Below are 23,599 nucleotides of genomic sequence, written 5' to 3' on the forward strand. Positions count from 1 at the left end.
GTTGATCGTTCAGAAGTGTTGTGCCGCCGGCGCCAGGGCCGGCGATTGCCGGGGGCTAGGCCCGCGCGGCGATGGCGGCAGCGCCGGCAGCCGTGAATTCGGCGATCCGCTCCCGGGGAGTGGAATCGCTCACCAGGGCTTCGCCCACCAGGATGGCGTTGGCGCCGTTCGTGGCGTAGTGCGTCACGTCGGCCACACCGCGCACGCCGGACTCGGCGATGACCAGCGCTTCGGCTGGAATCAGGCCGGCGAGGGACGCGAAAACGGAACGGTCGACGTCGAGCGTTTTGAGGTTGCGGACGTTCACACCGATGATGCGCGCCTCCGCTGCCACGGCACGTTCGATTTCCTCTTCGGTGTGCGTCTCCACCAGGACATTCATGCCCAGTTCGCGGCTGAGTGCGCTGAAGTCCCGGAGCTCGCCGTCGGAGAGCGACGCCACGATGAGCAGGACCAGGTCCGCGCCGTGGGCGCGGGCCTCCCAGATCTGGTACTCGTCGAGCGTGAAGTCCTTGCGCAGCAGGGGAACATCAACGCGGGCACGGACAGCGTCCAGGTCAGCGAGGGAACCATTAAACCGCCGCTGTTCGGTGAGGACGCTGATGACGGCGGCACCGCCGTCGGCGTACTGCGCAGCGAGCGAGGCCGGGTCCACAATGGTAGCCAGGTCCCCTTTGGAGGGGCTCCGCCGCTTGATTTCGGCGATGACCTTGAGCTCATTGCGCGGTGCGGCAGGGCCGCCGAGGGCGGCCCAGGCGTCTCGCGCCGGTGCTGCGGCGGCTGCCAGATCCTTCAGTTCCGCGAGCGAAACGAGGCGTTGCCTGGACTCCATATCCTCCCTGACACCGGCATTGATGTCATCGAGAACAGTCACCATCAGTGGCCGGTGCTCTTGAGCTTGCTGCCTTCGACGCCGTAGCCTGCCTTGCGCATGACGTAGCCCAGGATCAGGCCGACGACCATCACGGCTGCACCGGCGATGAAGATGGGGGTGTTGGCGATGACGAAGGCGATGGAGCAGACCAGGGCACCTACCAGCATCACGATCACGCAGGTCCATGCTGCAGGGCTGTTGCCATGGCCCAGTTCCTGGCTGTGGTCAACTCCGTGGTGCACGGCGGATTCCGTGGCGGATTTGGACGCGGATGCGGGTGCTTTGCTCATGTGAATCTCCTCAGGATCAATACTGCTTACATTCTGCCATTTTTTGGCCGCGACCTGCCCATCGGCGGACCGGACCCGGTTTTTGCGCGTTGCGCTGTGCGGCCGCTGGCGTCAGGTGGGATCGTCGCCGCGCGAGAGCCTGTCCCAGCTGTCGATCTCATCCACCGGCCCTGTAGCCACGGCGGAAGTGCCGGCGGACGCACCGTAGGCGGCGGTGTCATATTTGGTCCGCGCCTTCCAATACCGGCCCGCCGGAACGATCAGCAAGGCGCCCAGCGCCAACAGGACACCCGCGACGACGGCGAGAACCGGGAAGGCGGTCACCTCGGCTCCGGCGCTGCTCCCGGTCACGCCGGTGGCGGCGGCAATGGATCCTTGCGCGGCGGCCAGCGGGTCAGCCAGCACCGTAGCGGCTGCCGCGATGATGCCGGTGGCGGCAAGTACGACGATGACGGTGATGACCCACCGCGCGATTTTTCCGGCGATGGATGCGGCCAGTCCCCCGGCCAGTGCAACCAGGGCCAGGGCGGTCACCGCGGTGGCCGCCTTGCTGCCCTGGACCGGGAGGGTGTTCTGCCCTCCCGCTGTCTGGCCAACCTGCTCCGGATCCAGCGTGATGGTGATCCAGGTCTGGGTGGTGGTGCCAAAGACAGCCAGCGCCAGCAGGGCGATCAGCAGGACCAGCGTGGACTTGCGGGCCCAGACCGGGGTCATTCGGGAGCCTTCCCGTCGTCAGGCAGGGATTCGGCAGCAATGTTGCGCAGCGAGCCGGCGGTGTGAACCGCCCGGAGCGGAGCGGCTGCCTTGTTCACCGTCTCGATCGCTTCAGTAGGGTTCACCGAATCCGCCACGATGCCGCCGCCGGCCTGGACGTAGGCGCGTCCCTCGCGCAGCAGTGCAGAGCGGATGGCGATGGCCATATCCATGTCGCCCGCAAAGTCGAGGTAGCCCACCACGCCGCCATAGATTCCGCGCCGGTGGGGTTCCAACTGGTCCAGCAGGCGCAGTGCCCGGGGCTTCGGGGCGCCGGACAGGGTACCGGCGGGGAAGGTTGCCTTCAGGACGTCGTAGGCCTTGGCCTGCGGGGACAGCTTGCCCACAACGGTGGACACAAGGTGCATGATGTGGCTGAAGCGTTCCACCTCCATGAACTGCGTGACGTCCACGGTGCCGGCAACGCAGACCTTGGACAGGTCGTTGCGGGACAGATCCACCAGCATCAGATGCTCGGCGCGTTCCTTCTGGTCCGCCAGGAGTTCCTCGGCATAGGCTTTGTCTCCCTCCACCGTCTTGCCCCGGGGCCGCGAACCGGCAATGGGGTGGGTGATGACTTCCTCGCCGGTCACCGTCACCAGGGCCTCCGGCGAGGACCCGACGATAGAGTACTCCCGGCCGTCTGCGTCCTCGAGGCTGAAGATGTACATGTAGGGGCTGGGGTTGGTGTTGCGCAGGACCCGGTACACATCCAAGGGCGAAGCCCCGCACTCCATTTCGAAGCGGCGGGAGATCACCACCTGGAACACTTCACCGTCCACGATGGCTTCCTTGCCGCGGTCCAGGGCTTCCAGGTAGGCGGGCTCGGCCCAGCGTTCCTCGACGCTGGAAGCGAAGTCCAGGGCCGCCGGTTCCAGGACTGAGACGGGCTGCGCCACCGGGGTGCTGACCTTGGTCAGCAGGGCCTTAACCCGGGCCACGGCGTCGTGCCACGCTTCGTCAACGCGTTCTGAGCTGTTGTCGAAGTTGATGGCGTTGGCGATCAGCAGCACCGTGCCGTCGTGGTTGTCATGCACTGCCATGTCGGTGACCAGATTCAGCGCCAGCTCCGGCAGGTGGAGGTCATCCTCAGGCGGACTGGTGAGGCGCTCCCAGTGGCGGACCGCCTCCCAGCCCAGGAAGCCGACCAGGCCGGACGTGAACGGCGGAAGGCCCTCAAACCTGGTGGTCCGGAGCGCTTCGATGGTGTCGCGGATGGCATCCACCGGGTTGCCGTCCAGCGGGACTCCTGCCGGCGGCTGGCCCAGCCAGTGCGCCTGGCCGTCCTTGGTGGTCAGAGTGGCACGGGAATTTGCCCCGATGAATGAGTAGCGCGACCATGTGCCGCCTACCGCTGCAGACTCCATCAGGAACGTTCCGGGCTGGCCCTGGGCCAGCTTCCGGTACAGGCCGATGGGTGTCTCAGCATCCGCGAGCACTTTGAGCGTGACGGGGATGACCCGGCTGCCGCCGGCGAGTTCGCGGAACTCTTCGAGGCCCGGGCTGATGATTCCAAGATCCTGCATGGCTATGCTTCGCCGCCTGTTCTTGTGTGCCGCCGCGGTGGCACCGCGTCAGTCTTGTTGCTGCCAAAGTTTGGAGGCCTGCGGGCAGATTCCGCCGCAGGCGGGTGGATCAGAGGGCCGCGCCGGCCTGGACGTCCAGGGCCCTGCCGTCGAAGCAGGTCCTGGTGCCCGTGTGGCACGCCGCGCCCACTTGGTCCACGCGGATCAGGAGGGCATCGCCGTCGCAGTCCATGGCCACAGACTTGACCCACTGGACATGGCCGGAGGTGTCCCCCTTGCGCCAGTATTCCTGGCGGGACCGGGAGTAGAAAGTGACCCGGCCGCTGGTCATGGTGCGGTGCAGCGCCTCATCATCCATCCACCCCAGCATCAGCACCTCGTTGGTGTCGAATTGCTGGACCACGGCAGCGACGAGCCCGGCGCTGTCCCGCTTCAGTGCGGCGGCAAGGGCCGGTGACAGCGGGCTGGCGGCGGGGGCCGGGACAGGTACGGGGGCGGGGGCAGGCTGCTCAGACATCAGGTCAAGTCTAGTGCCTGATCTGTGGCCGTCGAATATGCGCCAATCGGCATACAAACGGTGTGTTACCAACGGCACCTGTCCCGTGGCGGTTCTGCTGCCCAACTCCCGCGCTCTCGTGCTAGTTTCACAAGTGATGCATTACGTTGACCCGTCCCGCGAAGTCCTGGCCGAAACCCTCCTGGCGGCCGGCCCTGATGCCCCCACCCTCTGCCGGGGCTGGCGCACCAGGGACCTTGCCGCGCACCTCTACCTGCGCGAACGCAAGGCTGCCGTGGGCCTGGGCCTCATCATCAAGAGCCTGTCCAAGGCCTCCGACAAGGCCACTGCGAAGCTCGCCGCGAAGTTGAAGACCGCAGACGACTACACGGGCCTGGTCAACACCTTCCGCGCCGGGCCACCCGCCCTGTCGCCGATGAACATCAAGGCACTGGACGAAAGCTCCAACCTGATCGAATACTTCGTCCACACCGAGGACATCCGCCGGGCCGTGGACCGCTGGGCACCGCGGGCATTGGACGAGGCGTACTCTGACGCCCTGTGGGACGAGCTCATCAAACGGGCCGCCATCCTCTACCGGGGCGTAGACCTCGGCATTGTGCTGGTACGCCCGTCGGGCCCCCGGCACGTTGCCAAGCGCGCACCCGTTTCGGTGGCGATCGTGGGCGAGCCGGGCGAACTGCTGATGCACGCCCACGGCCGGACCCGCCATGCCCTCGTCACCTTCGAGGGCCAGCCGGACGCCGTCGCACTCCTCCAGTCAGCCGAAGTCGGGCTCTAAACAAACCAACGCGGGGTCACCTTTGGCCCGATAATCCATGATTATCGGGCCAAAGGTGACCCCGCGTTGTTTGGGCGGGTGGGGGCTAGCGGACTTCGAAGCCTGCTTCGCGGATGGCCTGCTTGACCTGGGACATCATGTTGTCCGGGCCCCAGTGGAAGATCGAGGCGGCCAGGACGGCGTCGGCCCCTGCGGCCACGGCAGGCGGGAAGTGGGCCGGTTCGCCGGCTCCGCCCGAAGCGATGATCGGCACCTTCACAGCGGCCCGAACCAGCCGGATGAGCTCCAGGTCAAAGCCGTCCTTGGTACCGTCCGCGTCGATGGAGTTCAGCAGGATCTCACCGATGCCGCGATCGGCGGCTTCCTTGGCCCACTCGATGGCGTCGATGCCCGTGCCGGTGCGTCCGCCGTGGGTGGTTACTTCAAAGCCCGACGGCGTGGGCTCGGATCCGGGACGGGTCCGGCGCGCGTCGACGGACAGGACCAGAACCTGCGAACCGAAGTGCCTGCTGATTTCGTTGATGACGTCCGGCCGGGCCACGGCGGCGGTGTTGATGGAGGCCTTGTCCGCGCCGTAACGCAGGAGTTTGTCCACCTCGGCCACGCCGCGGACTCCGCCACCCACGGTCAGCGGGATGAAGACTTCCTCGGCGGTCCGCCGGACCACGTCGAAGGTGGTTTCGCGGTTGCCGGAGGAAGCTGTGACATCCAGGAACGTCAGTTCATCGGCTCCGGCGTTGTCGTACCGGTGGGCGAGCTCCACCGGGTCTCCGGCGTCGCGGAGGCCCTCGAAGTTAATGCCCTTCACAACGCGTCCGGCGTCGACGTCGAGGCACGGGATGACTCGTACAGCTACAGCCATGGGTACTCCTGGAATTCTCGGGTGGATTCTGCCGCCGGGTCGTGCGGCGAGCCGCGGACTGTGCTAAAAGCTCAGATTCGGCAGGCGTGGATGCTGCTGACCAGGATGGCGCGGGCGCCGAGGTCATAGAGCTCATCCATGATGCGGTTGGTTTCCTTCTTCGGAACCATGGACCGGACGGCCACCCATTCGGAGTCACGCAGCGGGGAGACGGTGGGCGATTCCAAGCCCGGGGTGAGTGCTGCGGCCTGTTCCACGAGTTCCTTGCGGATGTCGTAGTCCATCAGGACGTACTGCCTCGCAACCAGGACACCCTGGAGGCGGCGGATGAGAACTTCAATTTCCTTGGCAGTGCCGTTGGCTGCGCCGCCTTCGCCGGTGCGCCGGATCAGGACGGCCTCGGATTTGAGGATCGGATCGCCGAAGATCTCCATGCCGGCGGCCTTGAGGGTGTTGCCGGTTTCGACGACGTCGGCAATGGCGTCCGCCACGCCCAGTCGAACGGATGATTCGACGGCGCCGTCGAGCCGAACCACTGTGGCCTTGACGCCGCGCTCGGCGAGGTAGCCCCGCAGCAGTCCGTCGTAGCTGGTGGCGAGGCGCTTGCCTTCAAGTTCTTCCACCTTGCTGAAGTCCCCGACCGGTCCGGCGAAGCGGAACGTGGAGGCAGCAAAGCCCAGGGGCAGCAGTTCTTCGGCTTCCACCTCGGCGTCCAGCAGCAGGTCGCGGCCGGTGATGCCGACGTCGAGCGTTCCCCGGCCGACGTAGACGGCGATGTCGCGCGGGCGGAGGAAGAAGAACTCAATGCCGTTGTCCGGGTCCATCATGACCAGTTCGCGGGTGTCGCGGCGCTGGCGGTAGCCGGCTTCGGACAGCATGGCGGAGGCGGCTTCGGACAGGGAGCCCTTGTTGGGGACGGCTACTCGCAGCATGGGGGGTCTTTCTTGTTGGGAGGTCTATTAATCAGGCAAACAAGCCACACAGGGCACGGGCGGGCAGGGAAGGCCGCACGGCGCGCAGTGGCTACAGATGCTTGTAGACGTCTTCCAGGGTCAGTCCTTTGGCGAGCATCAGAACCTGCAGGTGGTACAGCAACTGGGAGATTTCCTCGGCCGCGGCCTCATCAGATTCGTATTCAGCGGCCATCCAGACTTCGGCTGCTTCCTCCACGACTTTCTTGCCGATGCCGTGGACTCCGGACTCCAATTCAGCGACGGTGCGGGAGCCTGCCGGACGGGTGGCTGCCTTCTCACTCAGTTCAGCGAACAGCGTCTCGAAATTCTTCACGCCCTACAGCCTACTTGCTGCGGGCCTGACGGCGCCTGTCGGGCCGCTGCATGACGGGCGCGATGTGAGTGATGACACACGCGCCCGCCACTTTGCAGCAGGCTAGCGGCTGTACTGCTTAAGGAGGACGGCCGTGGCGAGGGCCGCCGTCACTGCTTCGTGGCCCTTGTCCTCGTTGGAGCCGGGCAGGCCGGCGCGGTCCAGGCCCTGCTGCTCCGTATCGCAGGTCAGCACTCCGAAGCCCACGGGCACCCCGGTGTTGACGCTCACGTCGGTAAGTCCCGACGTCGCCGCCTGGCAGACGTATTCAAAGTGCGGCGTGCCGCCGCGGATAACGACGCCGAGGGCCACCACTGCGTCAAAGTGCGGCGCCAGCCGCGCGGCAGCGACCGGAAGCTCGAAGGCTCCCGGAACCCGCAGCACAGTGGGTTCGCTGATGCCGGCGTCCTTGGCGGCGCGCAGTGCACCGTCCACGAGTCCGTCCATGATCTGGGTATGCCAGCTGGCAGCCACAATGGCCAGCCGCAGCTGCGACGTTTCCGCCGGGTTCAGGGTAGTGAGGTCGATATCTGGTGCGCCGTGTCCGCTCATGCGTGTATCTAATCCGTTCAGTCTTGTTCGTGGGCGAAAGTGTCAGCAGCGGCGCCGGGCACCGCTACAACGTGGGTGTCCAGCGTCAGCCTGTGCTCCATGCGGTCCTTTTTGGTCTGCAGGTAGCGGATGTTCTGGTCGCGGGAGGGCACCTCGGTGGGGACCATCTCCACCACCTTCACGCCGGCTTTGGCAAGCCGGTTCTGCTTGTCCGGGTTGTTGCTTAGGAGCCGGACCTCGTGAAGGCCCATCTCTGCGAGGATCTGGGCGGCAGCCTTGTAGCAGCGGGCGTCCACGGGCAGCCCCAGCTGCTCATTGGCCTCCACCGTGTCAAAGCCGGCCTCCTGGAGGGCATAGGCCTTGATCTTGTTGGCCAGGCCGATGCCCCGGCCTTCCTGTCCGCGCAGGTACAGCAGCGTGCCGCCGAACTCGTTGATGAGCTCCAGGGCATAGGCCAGCTGCTCGCCGCAGTCACAGCGGTAGGAACCAAAGACATCGCCGGTCAGGCACTCGGAATGGAGCCTGACCAAGGGAGCGAGTCCGTCCCTCGGCGGATTGGGCGAGCTCACGGCGAGGTGCTCGGCACCCGTGACCAGGTCGGTCCAGGCCTGCGTAATGAAGTCGCCAAAGGCGGTGGGCAGCTGCACGATCGGGCCGGCGCTTACCGGGTGGTGCGCGTGGCCGTTGCTGGCAGCCTTATGGTGGTGGCCATTCTCGTGGCTGTTGTCCGAAATTCCGGAAACCGTCATCGCGTTACTCCTCTACTTCGCCCGGGCGTCCGGCCCGGTGTCACTGTCAGCGGGAACCGCGGCCCCTGCTTCAAGGTAAGCCACCAAGTCCTCAATCGAGATCAGGGGGCACCCGTGTTCGGCAGCGAACGCCCGCAGCCCGTCGAGCCGCATCATTTCGCCGTCGTCGTACACAACCTCGGCGATGACGCCCACGGGCTCCAGTCCGGCAAGCCGGCAGAGGTCCACGGCCGCTTCGGTGTGGCCGGGGCGTTCACGCACTCCCCCGTTAACGGCGCGGAGCGGGAAAATATGCCCCGGCCGGGTCACGGCGGCGGGTCCGGCGCCGGGGTCTGCCAGCACGCGGGCGGTCAGCGCACGGTCCGTGGCGGAAATTCCGGTGCTGACCCCCACCGCTGCGTCGCAGGAAACGGTGTAAGCCGTGCCTTTCGAGTCCTGGTTTACTGCCACCATGGGCGGCAGCGCCAGGGCATCGGCGCGGTCCCCGCTCAGCGGGACGCAGATGACCCCGGAACTGTACCGGATGGTCCAGCCCATCAGCGCCGGCGTTGCGTGCTGGGCCGCGAAGATAATGTCGCCTTCGTTTTCGCGGTCCTCGTTGTCCACCACCAGCACAGGCAGTCCGGCGGCCATGGCGCGGATGGCAACTTCCACCGGGTCGAGTCCCGGTGTGGCATCACGGCGGGTGGTTGCGTCCGTGGCTGGCTCCAGCCGGATCGTGGCGTTCATCGGGTCCCTCCGTTTGCTGCGCCGGTGCTGAATGACAGCAGGCGTTCGGTGTATTTGGCCAGCACGTCGACTTCGAGGTTGACCTTGCTGCCGGTGGTCCTTGCTCCCAGGCCGGTCTCAGCCAGCGTGGTGGGAATCAGGCCCACTTCGAACCAGGGCTCAGACTCCGCCGCCGGGCTGACTGCTGTCACGGTGAGTGAGACGCCGTCGATCGCGATGGAGCCCTTTTCCGCGATGTAACGGGCGAGGTTGGCTGGAACACCGAATCGGAGGCGTTCCCAGTTGCCGAGCGCCTCGCGCTCCAGCAGCTGCCCGACGCCGTCGACGTGGCCCTGGACTACATGGCCGTCCAGCCGGCCGCCGGCCGGGACACAACGCTCAAGGTTGACCGAATCTCCGGCCGCGAGCTCGCCGATGGTGCTGCGGACCAGGGTCTCGCCCATCACGTCAACGCTGAATTCCTTGCCGTCGATCTCGGTGGCAGTCAGGCAAACGCCGTTGACGGCAATTGACCCTCCGAGGGCAAGCCCCTCGGTGGTGCCTGGCGCGCTCAGGCGGAGAGTCGCACTGGCATCGCCGTCACGCTCGACGGACAGCACGTGTCCTTGTTCGGCAATAATTCCGGTAAACATCAGTAGCCTCCCATGGCTGGTTCCGCGGCAGTGCGGGATGGTTGTGGTTCCAAAGCTTCGATTGGTTCTGGACGGAGGTGCAGCCTCAGGTCGCGTCCCAGCGTCAGGACCGCGCCGCCGTCGGACGTGTCCCATTCCCAGTGCCGGGCGTCTGCGAGCGTGGTGATTCCGAGTCCGTTCAATGCGGGGGTTCCGGAGCCCAGCAGGGTGGGCGCCAGGTAAACGATCAGTTCGTCCACAAGCCCTGAGGCCAGGAATGAGCTGAGGATGCGCGAGCCGCCTTCCACCATGACATGGCGGATTCCCTCGGCGTACAGCAGTGACAACGCCTCCTGCGGATCCCGTGTGGGCAGGTGGAGGACGTGTCCGTCGTCGCCGCGAATTGCGGCATCCGCCGGAATCTCCCGCAGACCCATCACCGCGCGCAGCGGCTGCTTGCCGGATGTGGCCCCCAATGCGTCACGCGCGGTGAGCCGGGGATTGTCCACCAGGACTGTCTGGGTGCCCACCAGGATGGCGTCGATCCGCCGCCGTAAGCCGTGGTTGTCAGCGAGCGACTCAGGGGACGAAATCCATTGGCTGGTCCCGTCCTCCGCGGCGATCCGGCTGTCCAGGGTCTGGGCGATGTGCAGCGTCACGAACGGCCGGTGGGCAGCCACGGCCAGGAACCACTGGCGGTTCAGCTCCAGGGCCTCGACGGCGGCGAGTCCGCTGCGGACCCGGATGCCGGCTTCCCGCAGGGTTGCTGCGCCGCCTGCCGCGGGGTCATGCGGATCGTCGACGGCGTACACCACGTCCTCGATTCCGGCGCCGATGATGGCCTGGGTGCACGGTCCCGTACGGCCGCGGTGGTCGCAGGGTTCCAGGGTGATCACCATGGTGCAGCCGCTCAGGTCCAGCCCTGCTGCAGCGGCCTGCGAGATCGCGTCCGCTTCTGCATGGGGTGTCCCGGCGCCGCGGTGGTACCCGGTCACCAGCTGGTGGCCTTCGGCATCAATGACCACGGCACCCACGAGTGGATTCGCCCCGCGCGGTCCCTTCAGGGCCGCGTTGAGGGCGGCGTCCATGGCGGCGGTTTCGGCGTTGCTGAATGCCGTCACAGTATCCACCGGGGTCATGGGGCAGCCACCAGACTGGTGGCTTCGGCGTCCAGTCCATAGGACAGCCTGGCTTCAAAGAGCCATCGCAAGGGGTTCATGTGTGTGTGTCGTTCCTTCCCTCTAGAACCGCGATGGCTCCGGGGGTATACGACAGCAGAAGGCCGCGGCATCGCAAGGACGCCGCAGATACAGCTGTACGTGCTTCTCTCATCCAGACTTTAACTGTCGGTATCGGAATTTCACCGATTCAACCGTCTGCCGGCTGCCTCCCATAAGGGGAAGTGCCGGCTCGCGGGTCGCGGACTATCACCGCCGGTTCGGACTTACACCGACCCCGGAGCACGTATTGTGTGTTGCTATTGTGCCATAACCCCCAGGCTGTCCAGACTATTCCCCGGACTTGGACCGTAACGTCAGGCTTCCTGCCTCGCGGAGGCGTGAGATCGCCGCTCCCGGGTCCTGGGCACCGTAGACAGCCGAGCCCGCCACGAAGACGTTCGCCCCGGCTTCTGCTGCCCGGAGGATCGTCTCCTCGGTGATGCCGCCGTCCACCTGCAGGGCAACCTCCAACCCGGAGCCGTCAATAGCGGCCCGGGCGCGGCGGATCTTGGGCAGGGTCAGGTCAAGGAACGCCTGGCCGCCGAATCCCGGCTCTACCGTCATGATCAGGAGCATGTCCAGCTCTTCGAGCATGTCCAGGTACGGTTCCACGGCGGTGGCGGGCCGCAGCGCCATGCCGGCCTTGGAACCCCTGGCCCGCAGTTCCCGGGCGAGCTTGACGGGTGCAATGGATGCTTCGGCGTGGAAGGTCACCGACGCCAAACCGGCGTCGGCAAATCCCGGCGCCCAGCGGTCGGCGTCGGAAATCATCAGATGGGCATCCAGCGGCACGGGGCTGACGGCCTGGATCCGCTGAACCACGGGCAGCCCAAGCGTGAGGTTGGGCACAAAATGGTTGTCCATGACGTCCACGTGGACGGCGTCGGCGTTGCTGATCCGCTGCAGTTCGGCTTCGAGGTTGACGAAATCGGCGGACAGGATGCTCGGGTTGATGCAGCATTGCGGCATGGGTGAACCTTTCACGGATCAGGCCTTCTTGCGGATGAGGGCCAGGAACATGGCATCGGTGCTGTGGATGTGCGGCCAGAGCTGGGCAGTGGAATCGTGGCCGGCTCCCAGGTTCCCGGTAAGGCTCACGGCGTCCAGCACACCGCCGGCGTCCAGCAGCTCCAGGTCGTCGCGTTTCCGGAGCGCGTCGGTGACCACGGCCGTGGTTTCGGCGGGGTGCGGCGAGCAGGTGACGTAGGCAACCACTCCCCCTGGGCGGACAGCATCCAGCGCGGATTTCAGGAGCGCACGCTGCAGCGGGCCCAGATCGGCCAGGTCCTTGGGCGTGCGGCGCCAGCGGGACTCAGGCCGGCGTCGAAGAGCGCCGAGGCCGCTGCAGGGGACATCCACGAGGACCCGGTCGAAGCTCTCGGCCATCTCCGTGCCGACCTCGCGGCCGTCGCCCGTTCGCACGTGCCAGGTCTCGTGCGGAACTGCGGCCAAAGCCTGGCGGACCAGCTTGGCACGGTGCGGTGCGGGCTCGTTGGCCAGCAGGGTGGCGCCCTGCTGGCGGGCGAGGGCGCCGAGCAGCGCGGCTTTGCCGCCGGGTCCTGCGCAGAGATCCAGCCAGCGTTCGCCTCCGCCGTCGGTGCCGGTGCTGGTGCCGGCACCCAGGTCCACTGCCGCCATGGCACGGGCTACAAGCTGTGAGCCAACGTCCTGGACCCTGGTGCTGCCTTCGCGCACGGTGGCGAGCCGGCCGAGGTCTCCGCCGCTGGAGAGCGCTGATCCTTCGACGAGTTCACCCCGGGTGGCCCCGCCTTCGAGGGCCTCGTCGAGGCTCCCCAGGCCCGGCAATGCGACGAGGTTGACCACGGGGGCGGCGTTGTCGGCTTCCAGCAGGTCATTGATCTCCGTCGCGGAACGCCCGTGCGCCACCAGGGACTGGCGCATGGCCCGGACAATCCACTCGGGGTGGGCGTAACGGATGGACGCGATCCTGGTTTCGTCGGTTTCGCCGGCCACGAGGAGCTCAAGCCACTCCTCGAGGGTGTGCGCCGTGACTTTGCGCAGCACGGCGTTGATCAGGGCCGAGGGGCCGGCGCCGATCACAGCCCGGGCCAGGCCAACGGTCTGGTCCAGGGCAGCGTGCGCCGGGACACGCATGGCCAGCAGCTGGTGCGCGCCGATGCGCAGGGCGTCGAGGATGGCGGGGTCAAGCTGGTCCAGCGGCCGGTCCACACAACGGGCCAGGACGGCATCGTAGGTCCCCTGGCCGCGCAAAGCACCGTAACTCAGTTCGGTGGCGAAGCCGGCGTCCCGCTTGTCCAGGCCGTGATGGCGGATGCGGGACGGGAGCACCAGGTTGGCGTAGGCGTCCTCGGCGGCCACCGCGCGCAGGACTTCGAACGCAACCAGGCGCGCCGGATCCGCGCGGCGCGTGCGCTGTGCGGGAGCGTTCTCGGTGAAGCTCTTCTGGGTGCTTCGGTTACGCTCGCGGCCCTGGGCGTTGCGCGTGCTGGAATCGCGCGGCCCGCCCTTGCCCCGGCCGCTTCCGCTGCCGCCCCTGCCACGGCCCCCTGCATTACCGCCGGACTCGCTCATTCGAACACCACGCTTTCAAGTGAAGCCATGCCGCGGGCCCAATCGGCCGCGGCCATCATTTTCTTTCCTGCGGGCTGGATCCTTGTCAGCTCCACCGCATGGGACCCGGTTCCCACCAAGACGCTTTTTCCCTCGAGGCTGACTGCGCCGGGCTCCAGGTGGGAACTGTCAGGCCGGAGCCGGACCGGTTCAATTTTGACCCGTTGACCGTCCAGCGTGGTCCAGGCGCCAGGCTCGGGGGTTACGCCCCGCGCCCGCCGCCCCACAGCCAGTGCCGGCTGCTTCCAGTCAAGCCTGCCGTCCTCGATGGTCAGCTTGGGTGCCAGTGAAACGTCGCCTGCCTGTGGCTGCGGAGCTGCTTTCCCTGCTTCCACGGCGGACAGTGTCTGTGAGAGCAGGACGGCCCCGCTGTGGGACAGCCGCTCCAGCAGGGCACCCGCGGTGTCGTTTGGCCCAACGCCCTCGGTCAGTGTCCCAAAGACGGGGCCGGTGTCCAGGCCTTCCTCCAGCAGGAAGGTGACGGCGCCGGTGACGTCGTCGCCGGCAATAACGGCCCGCTGTACCGGGGCAGCCCCGCGCCAGGCGGGAAGGAGGGAGAAATGCAGGTTGATCCAGCCATGCGGCGGAACATCAAGGGCGGCGCGGGGAATCAGTCCCCCATAGGCCACGATGGCGGCCACGTCCGGTTTGGCTGCGGCGATTTGCGCCGTTACGGCGTCATCAACGCGGGTGGCGTGGATGACATGGATGCCCAGCTCGGCGGCGCGGGCGGCAACGGGCGACGGCGTGAGCACACGTTTGCGTCCCACCGGCGCGTCGGGGCGGGTCAGGACCGCAACGATGTCAAAGCCGGCCTTGACCAAGGCGTCCAGTGACGGGACAGCGACGGCAGGAGTGCCGGCAAAAATTACCCTCATGCGGTGGAGCCGCCGCCGAAACTGGATCCACCAGAGCTGGCGCCCCCAAAACTGGACCCGCCGAAACTGGATCCGACAGTTTTTGCGCGCTTCGCCGTCGTGCGTTCCGTAATGGCCTCATAGTTCGCATTGCGGATGGAGCGCAGCGCAGTCTTGCGATCTTCGCCCTCCAGGCGGTCCGTGTAGAGAATGCCGTCCAGGTGGTCCGTCTCGTGCTGGAAGCAGCGGGCCAGCATGCCCTCTCCTTCGACGGTGACGGGATTCCCGTGAAGATCGACCCCGGTGACCTTGGTGGCCCGGAACCGGCGGACAGGAAATCCAAGCCCGGGGATGGACAGGCAGCCTTCCACGTGGTCGGGCTGGAAATCGTCACTGTTTTCCAGGACCGGGTTGATGATGTGGCCGTCCACGCCACCCACGCGGTAGGTAAAGACCCGCTGGCTGACACCGATCTGGGGAGCGGCGAGGCCGGCGCCATCCACGTCCTCCATGGTTTCGGTCATGTCCGCGACGAGCTTGGCAAGCTCGGGCCCGAATTCCGTCACAGGATCGGCCACTGTGCGGAGCACAGGATCTCCAATGATGCGGATATTCAGAATGGCCATGTGTTGTCTTTCCTCACGGTGGGCGTTATAGGCGAACCTATCCAGTTTAGGCGCAGGGGCATCGCTGCCGGGACTGGAGTGGGCTTCAGCCGGTACCGCTAGGCGGTGCGGACCCGAACGGACGGAGGCGGAGCCACCGGAAGGAGGGCACTGCCGGCCGACAGGGTGTCCGCGGACAGCTCCCACACACGCCGCAGGGCGCAGAACTTCCACCAATGGTGCTTGAGGACGTCCGGGTTGGCGCGAACGGGCCGGACCTCGGTCTCACCAATGGCCACGGCAAGCAACAGCGGGTTATCGCCGTACTTCCACGGCTCCCATTCTCCGGCAACCGGGTCCACCAGGCTTTCCTCCGCCTTCATACCGGCCACGAGCTGCATAACCACCTTGTCATCCAGCGGCTTGACGGTGCCGTCACGCGTGGTTCCTTTGGTCTTGTAGTCGATGAGGCAGACGCGGCCGTTGATGCGCGCCACGAGGTCCAGTGTCCCGGCGTAGCCCACAGACTTGTTCCAGACGGTGATTTCCGGCGCGATGGGCTCAACGTCGTAAAGTTCCCACCACTCGTCGAACCGCAAGGCAAAGGCTTCCTCGCCGTTGGCTGCCAGGGCCTCGCGGGTTTCCTTCATGGCGTGCGGGCGGCCCAGGGCCCGGAGTGCAACCTGCTCGCAGTAGTTATGGACACGGTCACCGCGTTTAGCGGCGTCGTCCCGGTAATTCTCGGCCGCCTTTGAGGCCCGGTTGACGGCCTGGCGGATTTTTGCCGGACTGCCCAGGCAGTCGGCGAGCAGCGGATCCTTCGCCAGGCTGCTTGCGCCCATGTATCCGAACCAGCCGTCCAGCCCGTGCGGCTGCTGGCCGATCACGGTGGTAATGGACGGAACGGAGAACTGTTCGGAAGTGGAGCGCGCGTACATGCGGCCGTATTCCGTGGCGTGGGCAAGGAGTGGATCAGTCATACAAAGACTCTTTCACAAGGGGCTGACAAAAAGACGGACACAAAAAAGGTCCGTTCCCGCTCGGCTTGAGCGGAAACGGACCTGATTCCTCGGTGGGCGATACTGGGTTCGAACCAGTGACCTCTTCGGTGTGAACGAAGCGCGCTACCACTGCGCCAATCGCCCCGATGCCTTTGAATGCTAGCGGACCCGACGGGGTTTATGGAAATCGAGATTGCTCCAACTTCGAATTACAGGCCTGTAATTCGCAAAAACCCCTAGATTGCAGGGATCCAGGGCCATCACCGCCGGCTTGGGAGGCCCGATTTGGAGAATCCCTGAACCTCCTATAGAGTTCTTACTCGTTGGAACGCGAGGAAATGCCCGAAACGGTACGGAATCAACGGTCAACATGCGGACGTAGCTCAGCTGGTAGAGCACCACCTTGCCAAGGTGGATGTCGCGAGTTCGAATCTCGTCGTCCGCTCGCAGGACACTGTCACGGCAATGGCTCTTCGGAACCGGCGCTTACACGGTGGGTTGGCCGAGAGGCGAGGCAGCGGCCTGCAAAGCCGTATACACGGGTTCGAATCCCGTACCCACCTCGGTGAAAACCATGGTTTCCGGTTCACCCCGGATGGCAATGGGCGATTGGCGCAGCGGTAGCGCGCTTCCCTGACACGGAAGAGGTCACTGGTTCGATCCCAGTATCGCCCACCAAGCAAGGCAACTTGCTTCATGCAGTACTTTTGGCTTCTGCCAGAACGTACTTCATACGCGGACGTAGCTCAGCTGGTAGAGCACCACCTTGCCAAGGTGGATGTCGCGAGTTCGAATCTCGTCGTCCGCTCTCTACCCCCGTATTAAATCCGAAATGACCGGCCTTCCGGTTCCGGGCGATTGGCGCAGCGGTAGCGCGCTTCCCTGACACGGAAGAGGTCACTGGTTCGATCCCAGTATCGCCCACAGCAGCAGCTCCCCGTGAGCTGCTTTTTTGTTGCCCTTTTGGCTTTAGCGTTGACTCGATACTTTAGCGTCGGCCCGATCCGCTGCCAGCGAACGTCCCGGACGCCCAATTTCCTTGGCACACCCATGAGACAGGGCTAGGATCGATTGCGGAGGAGCGACCTGGCTCCGCGATTGAAGGGAGGTGCTCGTGGGACTGATTGACGATCTTAAGGGCAAGGCTCAGGGTCTGATCCACGGCAACGAGCAGGCCATCAAGGACGGCATCACCAAGGCCGGCGATTTCGTCGACTCCAAGACCGGCGGCAAGTACGCCGGGCATGTCGACAAGATCCAGGATGGCGCTTCCAAACTCGTTGATAAGAATGACGGAACACCAGGCGAGACCCCTGCCAGCGAGCAGGTACCGCCGGTCAACCCGGTTCCTCCGGTTGATAGGGCTCCGTAACAAGGATTCGGCCAGGGCATTGCCCTAGCACGTCAAGGGGGTGCGGGTCCCGCCGGGAGGCGGCACCTGCACCTTTGGCGTTTAAGCGACGGATCACTGTACTGCCGTGTCGTCTAGGGAGTGTCTGCAAAGGAGCAGTGGTGAAAGACCCGGATTCAGCCCGGCTCCCCCGTGAACAGATCTCCACGGGCACCCCGCCACCAGGCCTGACGACAGCCCTCAGGTCCATGATGTTGAAGGCCAGCGTCCCCGGCGTGTCTGTAGCGGTCGTGGACCGGGACCGCGTGGTCTTCGCCGGAGGATACGGACTGGCGGATCTGGCAGCACGAAGCCCGGCAACCGCGTCGACCACGTATCTGTGGTTCTCCATGACCAAGATGGTGACGGCGACAGCAGCGCTGCGCCTTGCCGACGACGGCCGCCTCGACCTTGCCACGCCCGTAGGCGAGTATGTCGACTACCTGCGCGGCCCCGGGAAAGTGCAGCCAAGCGTCGGTCAACTGCTGACCCACACTTCCGGGCTGGGCAATCCATTGCCCATCAGGTGGGCGCACGCGGCCGAAGCGGCTCCGCCGGACCCCGAGGCGCTGCTCCGCAAACTGATGGCACGCCGTCGGGCATACCGTTACCCGGTGGGACAGATGGCCCGATACTCCAACGTCGGTTACCTCGCCGCCGGGCAAATCATCTCCGCCGCCGCTGGCATGCCGTACGAGGACTACGCCCGCAAATCCGTCCTGCAACCTCTCGGCATGCACAACACCGGGTTTCGCCAGCCAACCGGAGCAGCCACGGCAAAGGGGTATCTGAAAGCACCAAGGATCGCCGACCCGCTACTGCGTCGGCTTCTGCCGCCGGGAATCGCCGGCGACCGCTACCGTGCCTATCTTTCGCTGAACCCCTTCCACGTCGACGGACCTGCCTACGGCGGACTCGCGGGCGACGTGCTGGATGCGGCGAAGTTCCTGCGCATGCACCTTCGCAATGGCGACCTGGATGGCAAGCGTGTCCTCACCCCGGAATCCGCCCGCCGGATGCGGGTCATCGAACACGCAGGAGAACCATTCGCCCACGGCATCGGCTGGTTCCGCAGGTCCCCGGACTCCACCACGCCGTGGGTAGAGCACTTCGGCACCGGGGTGGGCTTCTGGAACGTCATGCGCCTCTACCCCGACCACGGAATGGGCGTCGTGATCATGAGTAACAGCACCGCCGCGTACGACTTTGAGCCACTGATGGAACTGTTGGTGGGCGCGTCATGGCAAAAACCATGACACGCAGCCGGGAGCCTAGGACGGCTCGTGGTTCTGGCCTTCGCGTGCCAGTGCCGTCAGTCGGGATACGGCGCGGTAGTACTTCTTGGTGTAGCCACCGTGCATCATCTCGTCGGTAAAAAGCTTGTCGAAGGGGACACCGCTGGCCAGGATGGGCACATCCTTGTCATAGAGGCGGTCCGCCAACACCACAAAGCGCAGGGCGACGGCCTGCTCAGTGATGGTCTCTACGTTGCGCCACACCACACCGTCGATGCCGTCGATGAGCTGGCGGTACCGGCTCGGGTGCACACCGGCGAGGTGTCCGATCAGCGAGCTGAATTCATCCTGGGCCACAATCTTGCCGTCGAACTCCGCCTTCATCTGGGCCGAAAGCTGGCTGTTCTTCAGCGGGGCCGGGGCGGCTGGCAGGCCGCGGTGGCGGAAGTCCTCGCCGTCGATGCGGATGACGTCGAACTGGTCAGCGAGGACCTGGATCTCACGGGCGAAGTCGACGGCGGCAAAGCGGCCGTCGCCCAGCGAGCCCGGCAGGGTGTTGGACGTCGCGGCGAGCTTCACGCCGGCGTCGGCCAGTTCGCGCATCAGCCTGGACATCAGCACCGTGTCGCCCGGATCATCGAGCTCGAATTCGTCGATGCACACCAGCTTGTAGTGGCTCAGCGCCTCAACCGTCTTACGGAAGGACAGGGCGCCCACCAGGTTGGTGTATTCCACGAACGTGCCGAAGGCCTTGGGCCCCGGTGCGGCGTGCCACAGTGAAGCGAGCAGGTGGGTCTTGCCGACGCCGAATCCGCCGTCCAGATAGATTCCGGCCCTTGTTTCGACCTTCTTGGTGAAGAGCTTTTTGAACAACCCGGCGCCGTCACCTGCACCGACACCGCCGGCGAATCCCTCCAGCGCCTTGACCGCCGCCGCCTGGGAAGGCTGGTTGGGGTCCGGCCGATAGCTGGCGAAGGAGACCTGGCCAAACCTCGGTGAGGGATAGAAACCCTTGAGGAGCTCATCCACCGACACCGCCGGAGTGCGGGCGGCAAGCTGTTCGATCTGTACCAAGGTGGTCCGTTCTGCTGGTGGGTTGTCCCCAGAAAGAATACCGGCAATGGTCCAGGGCTCCCCCGCCAGGCACCCGTCTATGACTCCGGCGTGACGAAGGCCATATTTCCCACTGTTAACGGCAGGGCGGACACGGTGGCCAGCCATAGCTAGGGTGGAAGAAGGATTTCCACCTCCCGCTGCAGGTCCGCAGTACTTTCTGAAGTGAAAGGCCATCATCATGTCCTACCCCGTTGAACAGAACGAGAAGTTCGCCGCCTACGCCAATCCCGAGCGCCTGGTGTCCACTGAATGGCTCGCCACGGCACTGGAGTCAGGTGCGGCTGCGGACGGCAAGCTCGTCGTAGTCGAATCCGATGAGGATGTCCTCCTCTACGAGACAGGCCACATCCCGGGGGCCGTCAAGATTGACTGGCACACCGACCTCAACGATGAAGTGACCCGCGACTACGTCAACGGCGAAGCCTTCGCTGCACTGGCCGCTTCGAAGGGCATCTCCCGGGACACCACCGTGGTGATCTACGGTGACAAGTCCAACTGGTGGGCGGCCTACGCCCTCTGGGTTTTCACGCTTTTCGGCCACGAGGACGTCAGGCTGCTTGACGGCGGCCGGGACAAATGGATCGCTGAAGGCCACAAGCTGACCACAGATGTGCCCCAGCCAGCGGCCGGCGATTACCCCATCGTCGAGCGGAACGATGCCCCCATCAGGGCGTTCAAGGAAGACGTGCTGGCGCACTTCGGCAAGCCGCTGATCGATGTCCGGTCCCCCGAGGAATACACCGGCCAGCGCACCCACATGCCCGCCTACCCTGAGGAAGGCGCGCTGCGTGGCGGCCACATTCCGACGGCCGCGTCGATCCCCTGGGCACGTGCCGCAGCGGGCGATGGCACGTACCGCAACCGCGGCGAACTGGAGGCGCTGTACCTGGGCGAGGCCGGCCTCAAGGAAGGAGACGACGTCGTGGCCTACTGCCGCATCGGTGAGCGTTCCAGCCACACCTGGTTTGCCCTGAAGTACCTCCTGGGCTTCGAAACCGTGCGCAACTACGACGGCTCCTGGACTGAGTGGGGCAACGCCGTCCGCGTGCCGATCGCCAAGGGAGCCGAGCGCGGCACGGTCCCGGCGTAAACTGGACCTGATGAATACCCAAGCCCTTCCCGCCGCACTTGCGGAAATAGTCGACGACTTCCAGGCCCTGACCGAACCCGAGCGGCTGCAACTGTTGCTGGAATTCTCCCAGGGACTCCCTGAGCTTCCGGACCGGTTGAAGGACCATCCCGAGCTCCTGGAGCAGGTGGTGGAATGCCAGTCACCGCTGTTCCTGACCATCGAGACGGAAAAGCACGACGCCGGCGCGGCCGGTGCGGTTCGGCTCTACTTTCAGGCGCCGCCTGAGGCCCCCACCACGCGGGGTTTCGCCGGGGTGCTGCACGAGGGACTCGATGGGCTCAGCGCGGCGGAAATCCTGGCTGTGCCGGACGACATGCCCGAGCTGCTGGGCCTGACCCGGGCCATCACACCGCTGCGGATGCGTGGCATGACCGCCATGCTGGGCCGGATCAAGCGCAAGGTCGCCGCCAACGTCCGGCTCGAGGCCTGAGTGCCTGAACGCAACTGAGAACTAATGGGACGCAAAAGCTCGTCGCAGGGAACGCCGGCAACAGCAGCATTGGCTGCGGCCGGCGTTCCCTTTGTGCTGCATCCGTACGTCCACGATCCGTCCGCGGCCAGCTACGGCACGGAAGCGGCCGAGGCGCTGGGGATCGCCCCGGAGAAGGTCTTCAAAACCCTGATGGTCGAAGTGGAAGGCCGACTGGCCGTGGGAGTGGTGCCGGTCAGCGGAAACCTTGACCTCAAGGCGTTCGCCGCCGCCCTGGGTGCCAAGAAGGCTTCCATGGCGGACCCCGCTGCCGCCGAGCGCCGGACCGGCTATGTACTGGGTGGGATTTCGCCGCTGGGCCAGCGTCAGACCTCACCCACCGTGGTTGACGGCAGCGCCCTCAACCTCGGGAGCATGCTGGTTTCCGGGGGCAAGCGCGGCCTGGACATCGAATTGGCGCCGGCCGACCTCATCCGGCTGACGTCCGCAGTCACGGCAAACATAGGCACGGGCACGCCCTAACCTTCCTCCGGTCGGCGCTGGCCGGGGTTGGCGCGCGGGGCCAGTTGTGGCCGAAGCCACGCCGCGATCAGGTTTTCCCACCGCTCGGGATCAACGTTCCATTCCTTGGTGTGCCTGGCACGGTTGAACGTCTCGAAGGTGACCATGTCCGGATTCCGTTCGGCCAGGAGCGCCGAGGGCCCATAGGGAACGTACTCGTCGTCCACGCTGTGGATGATCAGTGTCGGAGTACGGACCTCCACGGCGCGCGCCACCCAGTCCATGGCCTTGAGGTCCACGGGCGCCGACAGGCCCGTCAGCCTGCGGCCCAACGGGTGGCCCAGCATCAGCTGCCCATAGCGGCCCACCAGGGACGGAATCCTGTTCAGCTGCGCGTGGTGCGCCAGCACGTTGACCCAGTTGATCACCGGTGCGTCCAAGACCATGGCCCGAATCAGGTGGCGGTGCCGCGACAGATCGGCCGTCTGCAGGCAGATGGCGCCGCCCATGGACCAGCCAAAAAGCACGATTTCCTCGGCCCCGTTGGCCAGCGCATACTCAATGGCGGCTTCCACATCGTGCCACTCGGTGGATCCCAGGCCGTACCGGCCGTCGTCGGCCGACGGCGCCAATCCGTCGTTCCGGTACGAGATCAGCAGGCTGGTCAACCCCAGTTCCCGGGCGGGGGCCACGGCGCGCAACGCTTCCTGGCGGGTCGCCCCGCGTCCGTGCACCATGATGGCCCAAGTCCGCGCAGCACCTTCTGCCCGCACCAGCCACGCCGGGGCCTGGCCGCCATCTACCTCTATCAGGACGTCCTCCGCCGCGATCCCGGCGGCTGCCGGATCCGGGTAGAGAGCCCCGCTCCACCACCCTCGCCGGGCGGTATCGAAATCACCGGCATAGACAGCCTCGACCTCACGCAGGACTGTGCCGTCTGCCGGCGCGTAGGACACGATCCGGCCGATCCTGGCGTGCCCCTTGCCGCCGTCAAAGAAGAAGCCATAGACGCCCTCCACTGTGGTCTCGGGCGTGGCGGCCAGGATGACCCGCATTCCCTCGCCGTCCCGAATCACCGCCAGCACTTCCTGGTCGGCCGTCCGCTGCCGGACCGGGGTAATCACACGCCGCGCAAAGTACAGTGCCAGCGCGGATGAGCCCGTCGCAAGCAGTCCCGCGAGCGCCCCACCGCCGATAGCGCCGCCAAGGGCCCACTTGGCGCGGAGCGACATACCGCCGTCAGCCTGGACCGGAGGGATCGCCGTCAACGTTGCAGTGCGCGTGGAAGGTGCCATGGAACCATTCTTACCGCCGCGGGCGGGTTGGCCTATTTCCACAGGCCGTGGCGCCCCATCCTGTGGGTGCCACGGGGATGCGGGGCAGGACACTCCAGCGGCTGCCCGCCCCAAACGTGTGCAGGCGCCGGTGCGCACGACTAGGCTGATGCCATGAGCGATCCAATCGTCATTCTGACTGAAGAACCCCTGGGTGCGGATGACCGCATCAACATTCAACGGCTGGTGGACGGGGCAGACACCCCCCTGGTCCTGCTGGTCCCTGGGAACACCGAGCGGCATTTGCTGGTGGATTTCCTCGAGAATCTCTCCTTGCTGGATATTGCCAAAGCATTCCGCGAACTGACCGCGCATGCCCCGGATCCGAATGTCGAACGGGCCGAGGCCGCCGAGACCCTCGCCGTCTCGCTGGCAGCCTTGGATGGGCTGGGCAGCGGAGTCACGGGCGAAGTGGTGGATGGCGGCGCCGTCAATGGACTTGTGGCAAAGGTGAAGGAGCTCGGGGCGGCCCAGGCCGTGGTGATCACGCGGCCCCACGCGGTGGCGGACACCTTCCACACAGACTGGGCCAACAAGGCCCAGGACCAGCTGGGCCTTCCGGTGCTGCACCTGTATGCCGGCTCGGGATTTATCGGCGACTCCTGAGCGTTGAGCA

27 protein-coding genes, 6 tRNA genes and 1 riboswitch are annotated in these 23,599 nt (G+C 65.8%); of the genes, 12 read left to right on the plus strand and 21 right to left on the minus strand.

From position 1 onward, the window contains the following. Positions 1-55 precede the first annotated feature (55 nt). From trpC to hisI, 5 genes are all read right to left on the minus strand, one after another. On the minus strand, positions 56-874 hold the full coding sequence (gene trpC, locus J2808_RS18990) for an indole-3-glycerol phosphate synthase TrpC (RefSeq protein ID WP_309820102.1): 819 nt from the start codon (positions 872-874) through the stop codon (positions 56-58). 2 nt (positions 875-876) lie between these two features. After that, complete coding sequence (locus J2808_RS18995; protein ID WP_309819771.1) at positions 877-1,164, minus strand: HGxxPAAW family protein; 288 nt, start codon at positions 1,162-1,164, stop codon at positions 877-879. A gap of 111 nt (positions 1,165-1,275) precedes the next feature. Continuing rightward, on the minus strand, positions 1,276-1,878 hold the full coding sequence (locus J2808_RS19000; RefSeq protein WP_309819773.1) for a Trp biosynthesis-associated membrane protein: 603 nt from the start codon (positions 1,876-1,878) through the stop codon (positions 1,276-1,278). Continuing rightward, positions 1,875-3,443 (minus strand): anthranilate synthase component I, encoded by a 1,569-nt coding sequence (locus tag J2808_RS19005; RefSeq protein ID WP_309819776.1) that lies wholly within the window; start codon positions 3,441-3,443, stop codon positions 1,875-1,877. The genes J2808_RS19000 and J2808_RS19005 overlap by 4 nt, the downstream gene beginning before the upstream one ends. Positions 3,444-3,552: 109 nt before the next feature. Further along, positions 3,553-3,960: a phosphoribosyl-AMP cyclohydrolase gene (gene hisI / locus J2808_RS19010; protein ID WP_309819778.1), complete on the minus strand. Its 408-nt coding sequence runs from the start codon at positions 3,958-3,960 to the stop codon at positions 3,553-3,555. A 136-nt stretch (positions 3,961-4,096) separates the two neighbouring features. On the opposite strand from hisI, the gene J2808_RS19015 reads away from it, so the two are divergent. Continuing rightward, positions 4,097-4,741, plus strand: a complete 645-nt coding sequence (locus tag J2808_RS19015; RefSeq protein ID WP_309819780.1) for a TIGR03085 family metal-binding protein — start codon at positions 4,097-4,099, stop codon at positions 4,739-4,741. A gap of 85 nt (positions 4,742-4,826) precedes the next feature. Here J2808_RS19015 and hisF read toward each other — a convergent pair whose 3' ends face one another. The 14 genes from hisF to J2808_RS19085 all read right to left on the minus strand — a co-directional run bounded on the left by hisF (position 4,827) and on the right by J2808_RS19085 (position 15,989). Continuing rightward, on the minus strand, positions 4,827-5,603 hold the full coding sequence (gene hisF / locus J2808_RS19020; protein WP_164200665.1) for an imidazole glycerol phosphate synthase subunit HisF: 777 nt from the start codon (positions 5,601-5,603) through the stop codon (positions 4,827-4,829). A gap of 71 nt (positions 5,604-5,674) precedes the next feature. Further along, positions 5,675-6,535: an ATP phosphoribosyltransferase gene (hisG, locus tag J2808_RS19025; protein WP_164200667.1), complete on the minus strand. Its 861-nt coding sequence runs from the start codon at positions 6,533-6,535 to the stop codon at positions 5,675-5,677. Positions 6,536-6,626: 91 nt separating this feature from the next. After that, positions 6,627-6,890 (minus strand): phosphoribosyl-ATP diphosphatase, encoded by a 264-nt coding sequence (locus J2808_RS19030; protein WP_028270786.1) that lies wholly within the window; start codon positions 6,888-6,890, stop codon positions 6,627-6,629. A 102-nt stretch (positions 6,891-6,992) separates the two neighbouring features. Next, entirely contained in the window at positions 6,993-7,481 is a 489-nt protein-coding gene (gene ribH / locus J2808_RS19035) for a 6,7-dimethyl-8-ribityllumazine synthase (protein WP_309819789.1), read from the minus strand. A 17-nt stretch (positions 7,482-7,498) separates the two neighbouring features. After that, positions 7,499-8,230, minus strand: a complete 732-nt coding sequence (gene ribA, locus J2808_RS19040) for a GTP cyclohydrolase II (protein WP_309819791.1) — start codon at positions 8,228-8,230, stop codon at positions 7,499-7,501. 12 nt (positions 8,231-8,242) lie between these two features. After that, positions 8,243-8,959, minus strand: a complete 717-nt coding sequence (gene ribB, locus J2808_RS19045) for a 3,4-dihydroxy-2-butanone-4-phosphate synthase (protein ID WP_309819793.1) — start codon at positions 8,957-8,959, stop codon at positions 8,243-8,245. Then, positions 8,956-9,591 (minus strand): riboflavin synthase, encoded by a 636-nt coding sequence (locus J2808_RS19050; protein WP_309819795.1) that lies wholly within the window; start codon positions 9,589-9,591, stop codon positions 8,956-8,958. The genes ribB and J2808_RS19050 overlap by 4 nt, the downstream gene beginning before the upstream one ends. Beyond that, complete coding sequence (gene ribD, locus J2808_RS19055) at positions 9,591-10,709, minus strand: bifunctional diaminohydroxyphosphoribosylaminopyrimidine deaminase/5-amino-6-(5-phosphoribosylamino)uracil reductase RibD (protein ID WP_309819796.1); 1,119 nt, start codon at positions 10,707-10,709, stop codon at positions 9,591-9,593. Before ribD ends, J2808_RS19050 begins: the two co-directional genes overlap by 1 nt. Before the next feature lie 176 nt (positions 10,710-10,885). Continuing rightward, positions 10,886-11,038, minus strand: a riboswitch (FMN riboswitch). A gap of 40 nt (positions 11,039-11,078) precedes the next feature. After that, positions 11,079-11,759 (minus strand): ribulose-phosphate 3-epimerase, encoded by a 681-nt coding sequence (gene rpe / locus J2808_RS19060; protein ID WP_309820104.1) that lies wholly within the window; start codon positions 11,757-11,759, stop codon positions 11,079-11,081. An 18-nt stretch (positions 11,760-11,777) separates the two neighbouring features. After that, entirely contained in the window at positions 11,778-13,343 is a 1,566-nt protein-coding gene (locus J2808_RS19065; protein WP_309819799.1) for an RsmB/NOP family class I SAM-dependent RNA methyltransferase, read from the minus strand. Next, positions 13,340-14,260, minus strand: coding sequence for a methionyl-tRNA formyltransferase (fmt, locus tag J2808_RS19070; RefSeq protein WP_309819801.1), 921 nt, complete (start codon positions 14,258-14,260; stop codon positions 13,340-13,342). Before fmt ends, J2808_RS19065 begins: the two co-directional genes overlap by 4 nt. After that, positions 14,257-14,865 carry a peptide deformylase gene (gene def, locus J2808_RS19075; RefSeq protein WP_309819803.1) on the minus strand — a complete coding sequence of 203 codons (609 nt, stop codon included), beginning with the start codon at positions 14,863-14,865 and terminating at the stop codon, positions 14,257-14,259. The genes fmt and def overlap by 4 nt, the downstream gene beginning before the upstream one ends. A gap of 98 nt (positions 14,866-14,963) precedes the next feature. Then, on the minus strand, positions 14,964-15,824 hold the full coding sequence (locus tag J2808_RS19080) for a cytochrome (RefSeq protein ID WP_309819805.1): 861 nt from the start codon (positions 15,822-15,824) through the stop codon (positions 14,964-14,966). Positions 15,825-15,917: 93 nt separating this feature from the next. Beyond that, positions 15,918-15,989, minus strand: a tRNA-Val gene (locus J2808_RS19085). Between the two features lie 228 nt (positions 15,990-16,217). Here J2808_RS19085 and J2808_RS19090 point away from each other — a divergent pair. From J2808_RS19090 to J2808_RS19120, 7 genes are all read left to right on the plus strand, one after another. Continuing rightward, positions 16,218-16,290: transfer RNA gene (locus J2808_RS19090), tRNA-Gly, on the plus strand. 47 nt (positions 16,291-16,337) lie between these two features. Further along, a tRNA-Cys gene (locus J2808_RS19095) sits at positions 16,338-16,408 on the plus strand. A gap of 40 nt (positions 16,409-16,448) precedes the next feature. Next, positions 16,449-16,523, plus strand: a tRNA-Val gene (locus J2808_RS19100). 57 nt (positions 16,524-16,580) lie between these two features. Further along, a tRNA-Gly gene (locus J2808_RS19105) sits at positions 16,581-16,653 on the plus strand. A 44-nt stretch (positions 16,654-16,697) separates the two neighbouring features. Beyond that, a tRNA-Val gene (locus tag J2808_RS19110) sits at positions 16,698-16,769 on the plus strand. Between the two features lie 190 nt (positions 16,770-16,959). Beyond that, the gene (locus tag J2808_RS19115) at positions 16,960-17,217 is read left to right on the plus strand and encodes an antitoxin (RefSeq protein ID WP_309819807.1); all 258 of its coding nucleotides are present in this window, start codon (positions 16,960-16,962) and stop codon (positions 17,215-17,217) included. Between the two features lie 140 nt (positions 17,218-17,357). After that, the gene (locus tag J2808_RS19120) at positions 17,358-18,491 is read left to right on the plus strand and encodes a serine hydrolase domain-containing protein (protein WP_309819809.1); all 1,134 of its coding nucleotides are present in this window, start codon (positions 17,358-17,360) and stop codon (positions 18,489-18,491) included. 15 nt (positions 18,492-18,506) lie between these two features. Here the strand turns inward: J2808_RS19120 and zapE are convergent, their stop codons facing one another. Next, positions 18,507-19,544, minus strand: a complete 1,038-nt coding sequence (gene zapE, locus J2808_RS19125) for a cell division protein ZapE (protein WP_309819811.1) — start codon at positions 19,542-19,544, stop codon at positions 18,507-18,509. 220 nt (positions 19,545-19,764) lie between these two features. Between zapE and J2808_RS19130 the strand changes: the two genes are divergently transcribed. Genes J2808_RS19130 through ybaK form a run of 3 tightly spaced genes read left to right on the plus strand, consistent with a single transcriptional unit; the run spans position 19,765 to position 21,670 of the window. Beyond that, positions 19,765-20,676 (plus strand): sulfurtransferase, encoded by a 912-nt coding sequence (locus tag J2808_RS19130; protein WP_309819813.1) that lies wholly within the window; start codon positions 19,765-19,767, stop codon positions 20,674-20,676. Positions 20,677-20,686: 10 nt separating this feature from the next. Further along, positions 20,687-21,148, plus strand: coding sequence for a SufE family protein (locus J2808_RS19135; RefSeq protein WP_309819816.1), 462 nt, complete (start codon positions 20,687-20,689; stop codon positions 21,146-21,148). A 24-nt stretch (positions 21,149-21,172) separates the two neighbouring features. Next, a complete protein-coding gene (ybaK, locus tag J2808_RS19140) occupies positions 21,173-21,670 on the plus strand; it encodes a Cys-tRNA(Pro) deacylase (protein ID WP_309819818.1) in 498 nt (165 codons plus the stop codon). Here ybaK and J2808_RS19145 read toward each other — a convergent pair. Further along, entirely contained in the window at positions 21,667-22,944 is a 1,278-nt protein-coding gene (locus tag J2808_RS19145; protein WP_397428092.1) for an alpha/beta hydrolase family protein, read from the minus strand. The two genes, ybaK and J2808_RS19145, sit on opposite strands and share 4 nt — an antisense overlap. A 153-nt stretch (positions 22,945-23,097) precedes the next feature. Between J2808_RS19145 and J2808_RS19150 the strand changes: the two genes are divergently transcribed. Continuing rightward, positions 23,098-23,589, plus strand: a complete 492-nt coding sequence (locus J2808_RS19150) for a hypothetical protein (RefSeq protein ID WP_309819820.1) — start codon at positions 23,098-23,100, stop codon at positions 23,587-23,589. Positions 23,590-23,599 lie beyond the last annotated feature (10 nt).

The organism is Pseudarthrobacter sulfonivorans (assembly GCF_031454915.1).
Classification (GTDB): domain Bacteria; phylum Actinomycetota; class Actinomycetes; order Actinomycetales; family Micrococcaceae; genus Arthrobacter; species Arthrobacter sulfonivorans_C.

Excerpts from the sequence above, each read along its gene's own strand:
- J2808_RS19005 (WP_309819776.1), bottom strand. The coding sequence starts at position 3,443 with ATGCAGGATCTTGGAATCATCAGCCCGGGCCTCGAAGAGTTCCGCGAA.
- J2808_RS19145 (WP_397428092.1), bottom strand. The coding sequence starts at position 22,944 with ATGGCACCTTCCACGCGCACTGCAACGTTGACGGCGATCCCTCCGGTC.
- J2808_RS19050 (WP_309819795.1), bottom strand. The coding sequence starts at position 9,591 with ATGTTTACCGGAATTATTGCCGAACAAGGACACGTGCTGTCCGTCGAG.
- fmt (WP_309819801.1), bottom strand. The coding sequence starts at position 14,260 with ATGAGGGTAATTTTTGCCGGCACTCCTGCCGTCGCTGTCCCGTCACTG.
- J2808_RS19080 (WP_309819805.1), bottom strand. The coding sequence starts at position 15,824 with ATGACTGATCCACTCCTTGCCCACGCCACGGAATACGGCCGCATGTAC.
- J2808_RS19135 (WP_309819816.1), top strand. The coding sequence starts at position 20,687 with ATGAATACCCAAGCCCTTCCCGCCGCACTTGCGGAAATAGTCGACGAC.
- J2808_RS19015 (WP_309819780.1), top strand. The coding sequence starts at position 4,097 with ATGCATTACGTTGACCCGTCCCGCGAAGTCCTGGCCGAAACCCTCCTG.
- hisF (WP_164200665.1), bottom strand. The coding sequence starts at position 5,603 with ATGGCTGTAGCTGTACGAGTCATCCCGTGCCTCGACGTCGACGCCGGA.
- J2808_RS19000 (WP_309819773.1), bottom strand. The coding sequence starts at position 1,878 with ATGACCCCGGTCTGGGCCCGCAAGTCCACGCTGGTCCTGCTGATCGCC.
- J2808_RS18995 (WP_309819771.1), bottom strand. The coding sequence starts at position 1,164 with ATGAGCAAAGCACCCGCATCCGCGTCCAAATCCGCCACGGAATCCGCC.
- ribH (WP_309819789.1), bottom strand. The coding sequence starts at position 7,481 with ATGAGCGGACACGGCGCACCAGATATCGACCTCACTACCCTGAACCCG.
- rpe (WP_309820104.1), bottom strand. The coding sequence starts at position 11,759 with ATGCCGCAATGCTGCATCAACCCGAGCATCCTGTCCGCCGATTTCGTC.
- ribB (WP_309819793.1), bottom strand. The coding sequence starts at position 8,959 with ATGAACGCCACGATCCGGCTGGAGCCAGCCACGGACGCAACCACCCGC.
- hisI (WP_309819778.1), bottom strand. The coding sequence starts at position 3,960 with ATGTCTGAGCAGCCTGCCCCCGCCCCCGTACCTGTCCCGGCCCCCGCC.
- J2808_RS19065 (WP_309819799.1), bottom strand. The coding sequence starts at position 13,343 with ATGAGCGAGTCCGGCGGTAATGCAGGGGGCCGTGGCAGGGGCGGCAGC.
- hisG (WP_164200667.1), bottom strand. The coding sequence starts at position 6,535 with ATGCTGCGAGTAGCCGTCCCCAACAAGGGCTCCCTGTCCGAAGCCGCC.
- ribD (WP_309819796.1), bottom strand. The coding sequence starts at position 10,709 with ATGACCCCGGTGGATACTGTGACGGCATTCAGCAACGCCGAAACCGCC.
- ybaK (WP_309819818.1), top strand. The coding sequence starts at position 21,173 with ATGGGACGCAAAAGCTCGTCGCAGGGAACGCCGGCAACAGCAGCATTG.
- def (WP_309819803.1), bottom strand. The coding sequence starts at position 14,865 with ATGGCCATTCTGAATATCCGCATCATTGGAGATCCTGTGCTCCGCACA.
- J2808_RS19130 (WP_309819813.1), top strand. The coding sequence starts at position 19,765 with ATGTCCTACCCCGTTGAACAGAACGAGAAGTTCGCCGCCTACGCCAAT.
- ribA (WP_309819791.1), bottom strand. The coding sequence starts at position 8,230 with ATGACGGTTTCCGGAATTTCGGACAACAGCCACGAGAATGGCCACCAC.
- J2808_RS19150 (WP_309819820.1), top strand. The coding sequence starts at position 23,098 with ATGAGCGATCCAATCGTCATTCTGACTGAAGAACCCCTGGGTGCGGAT.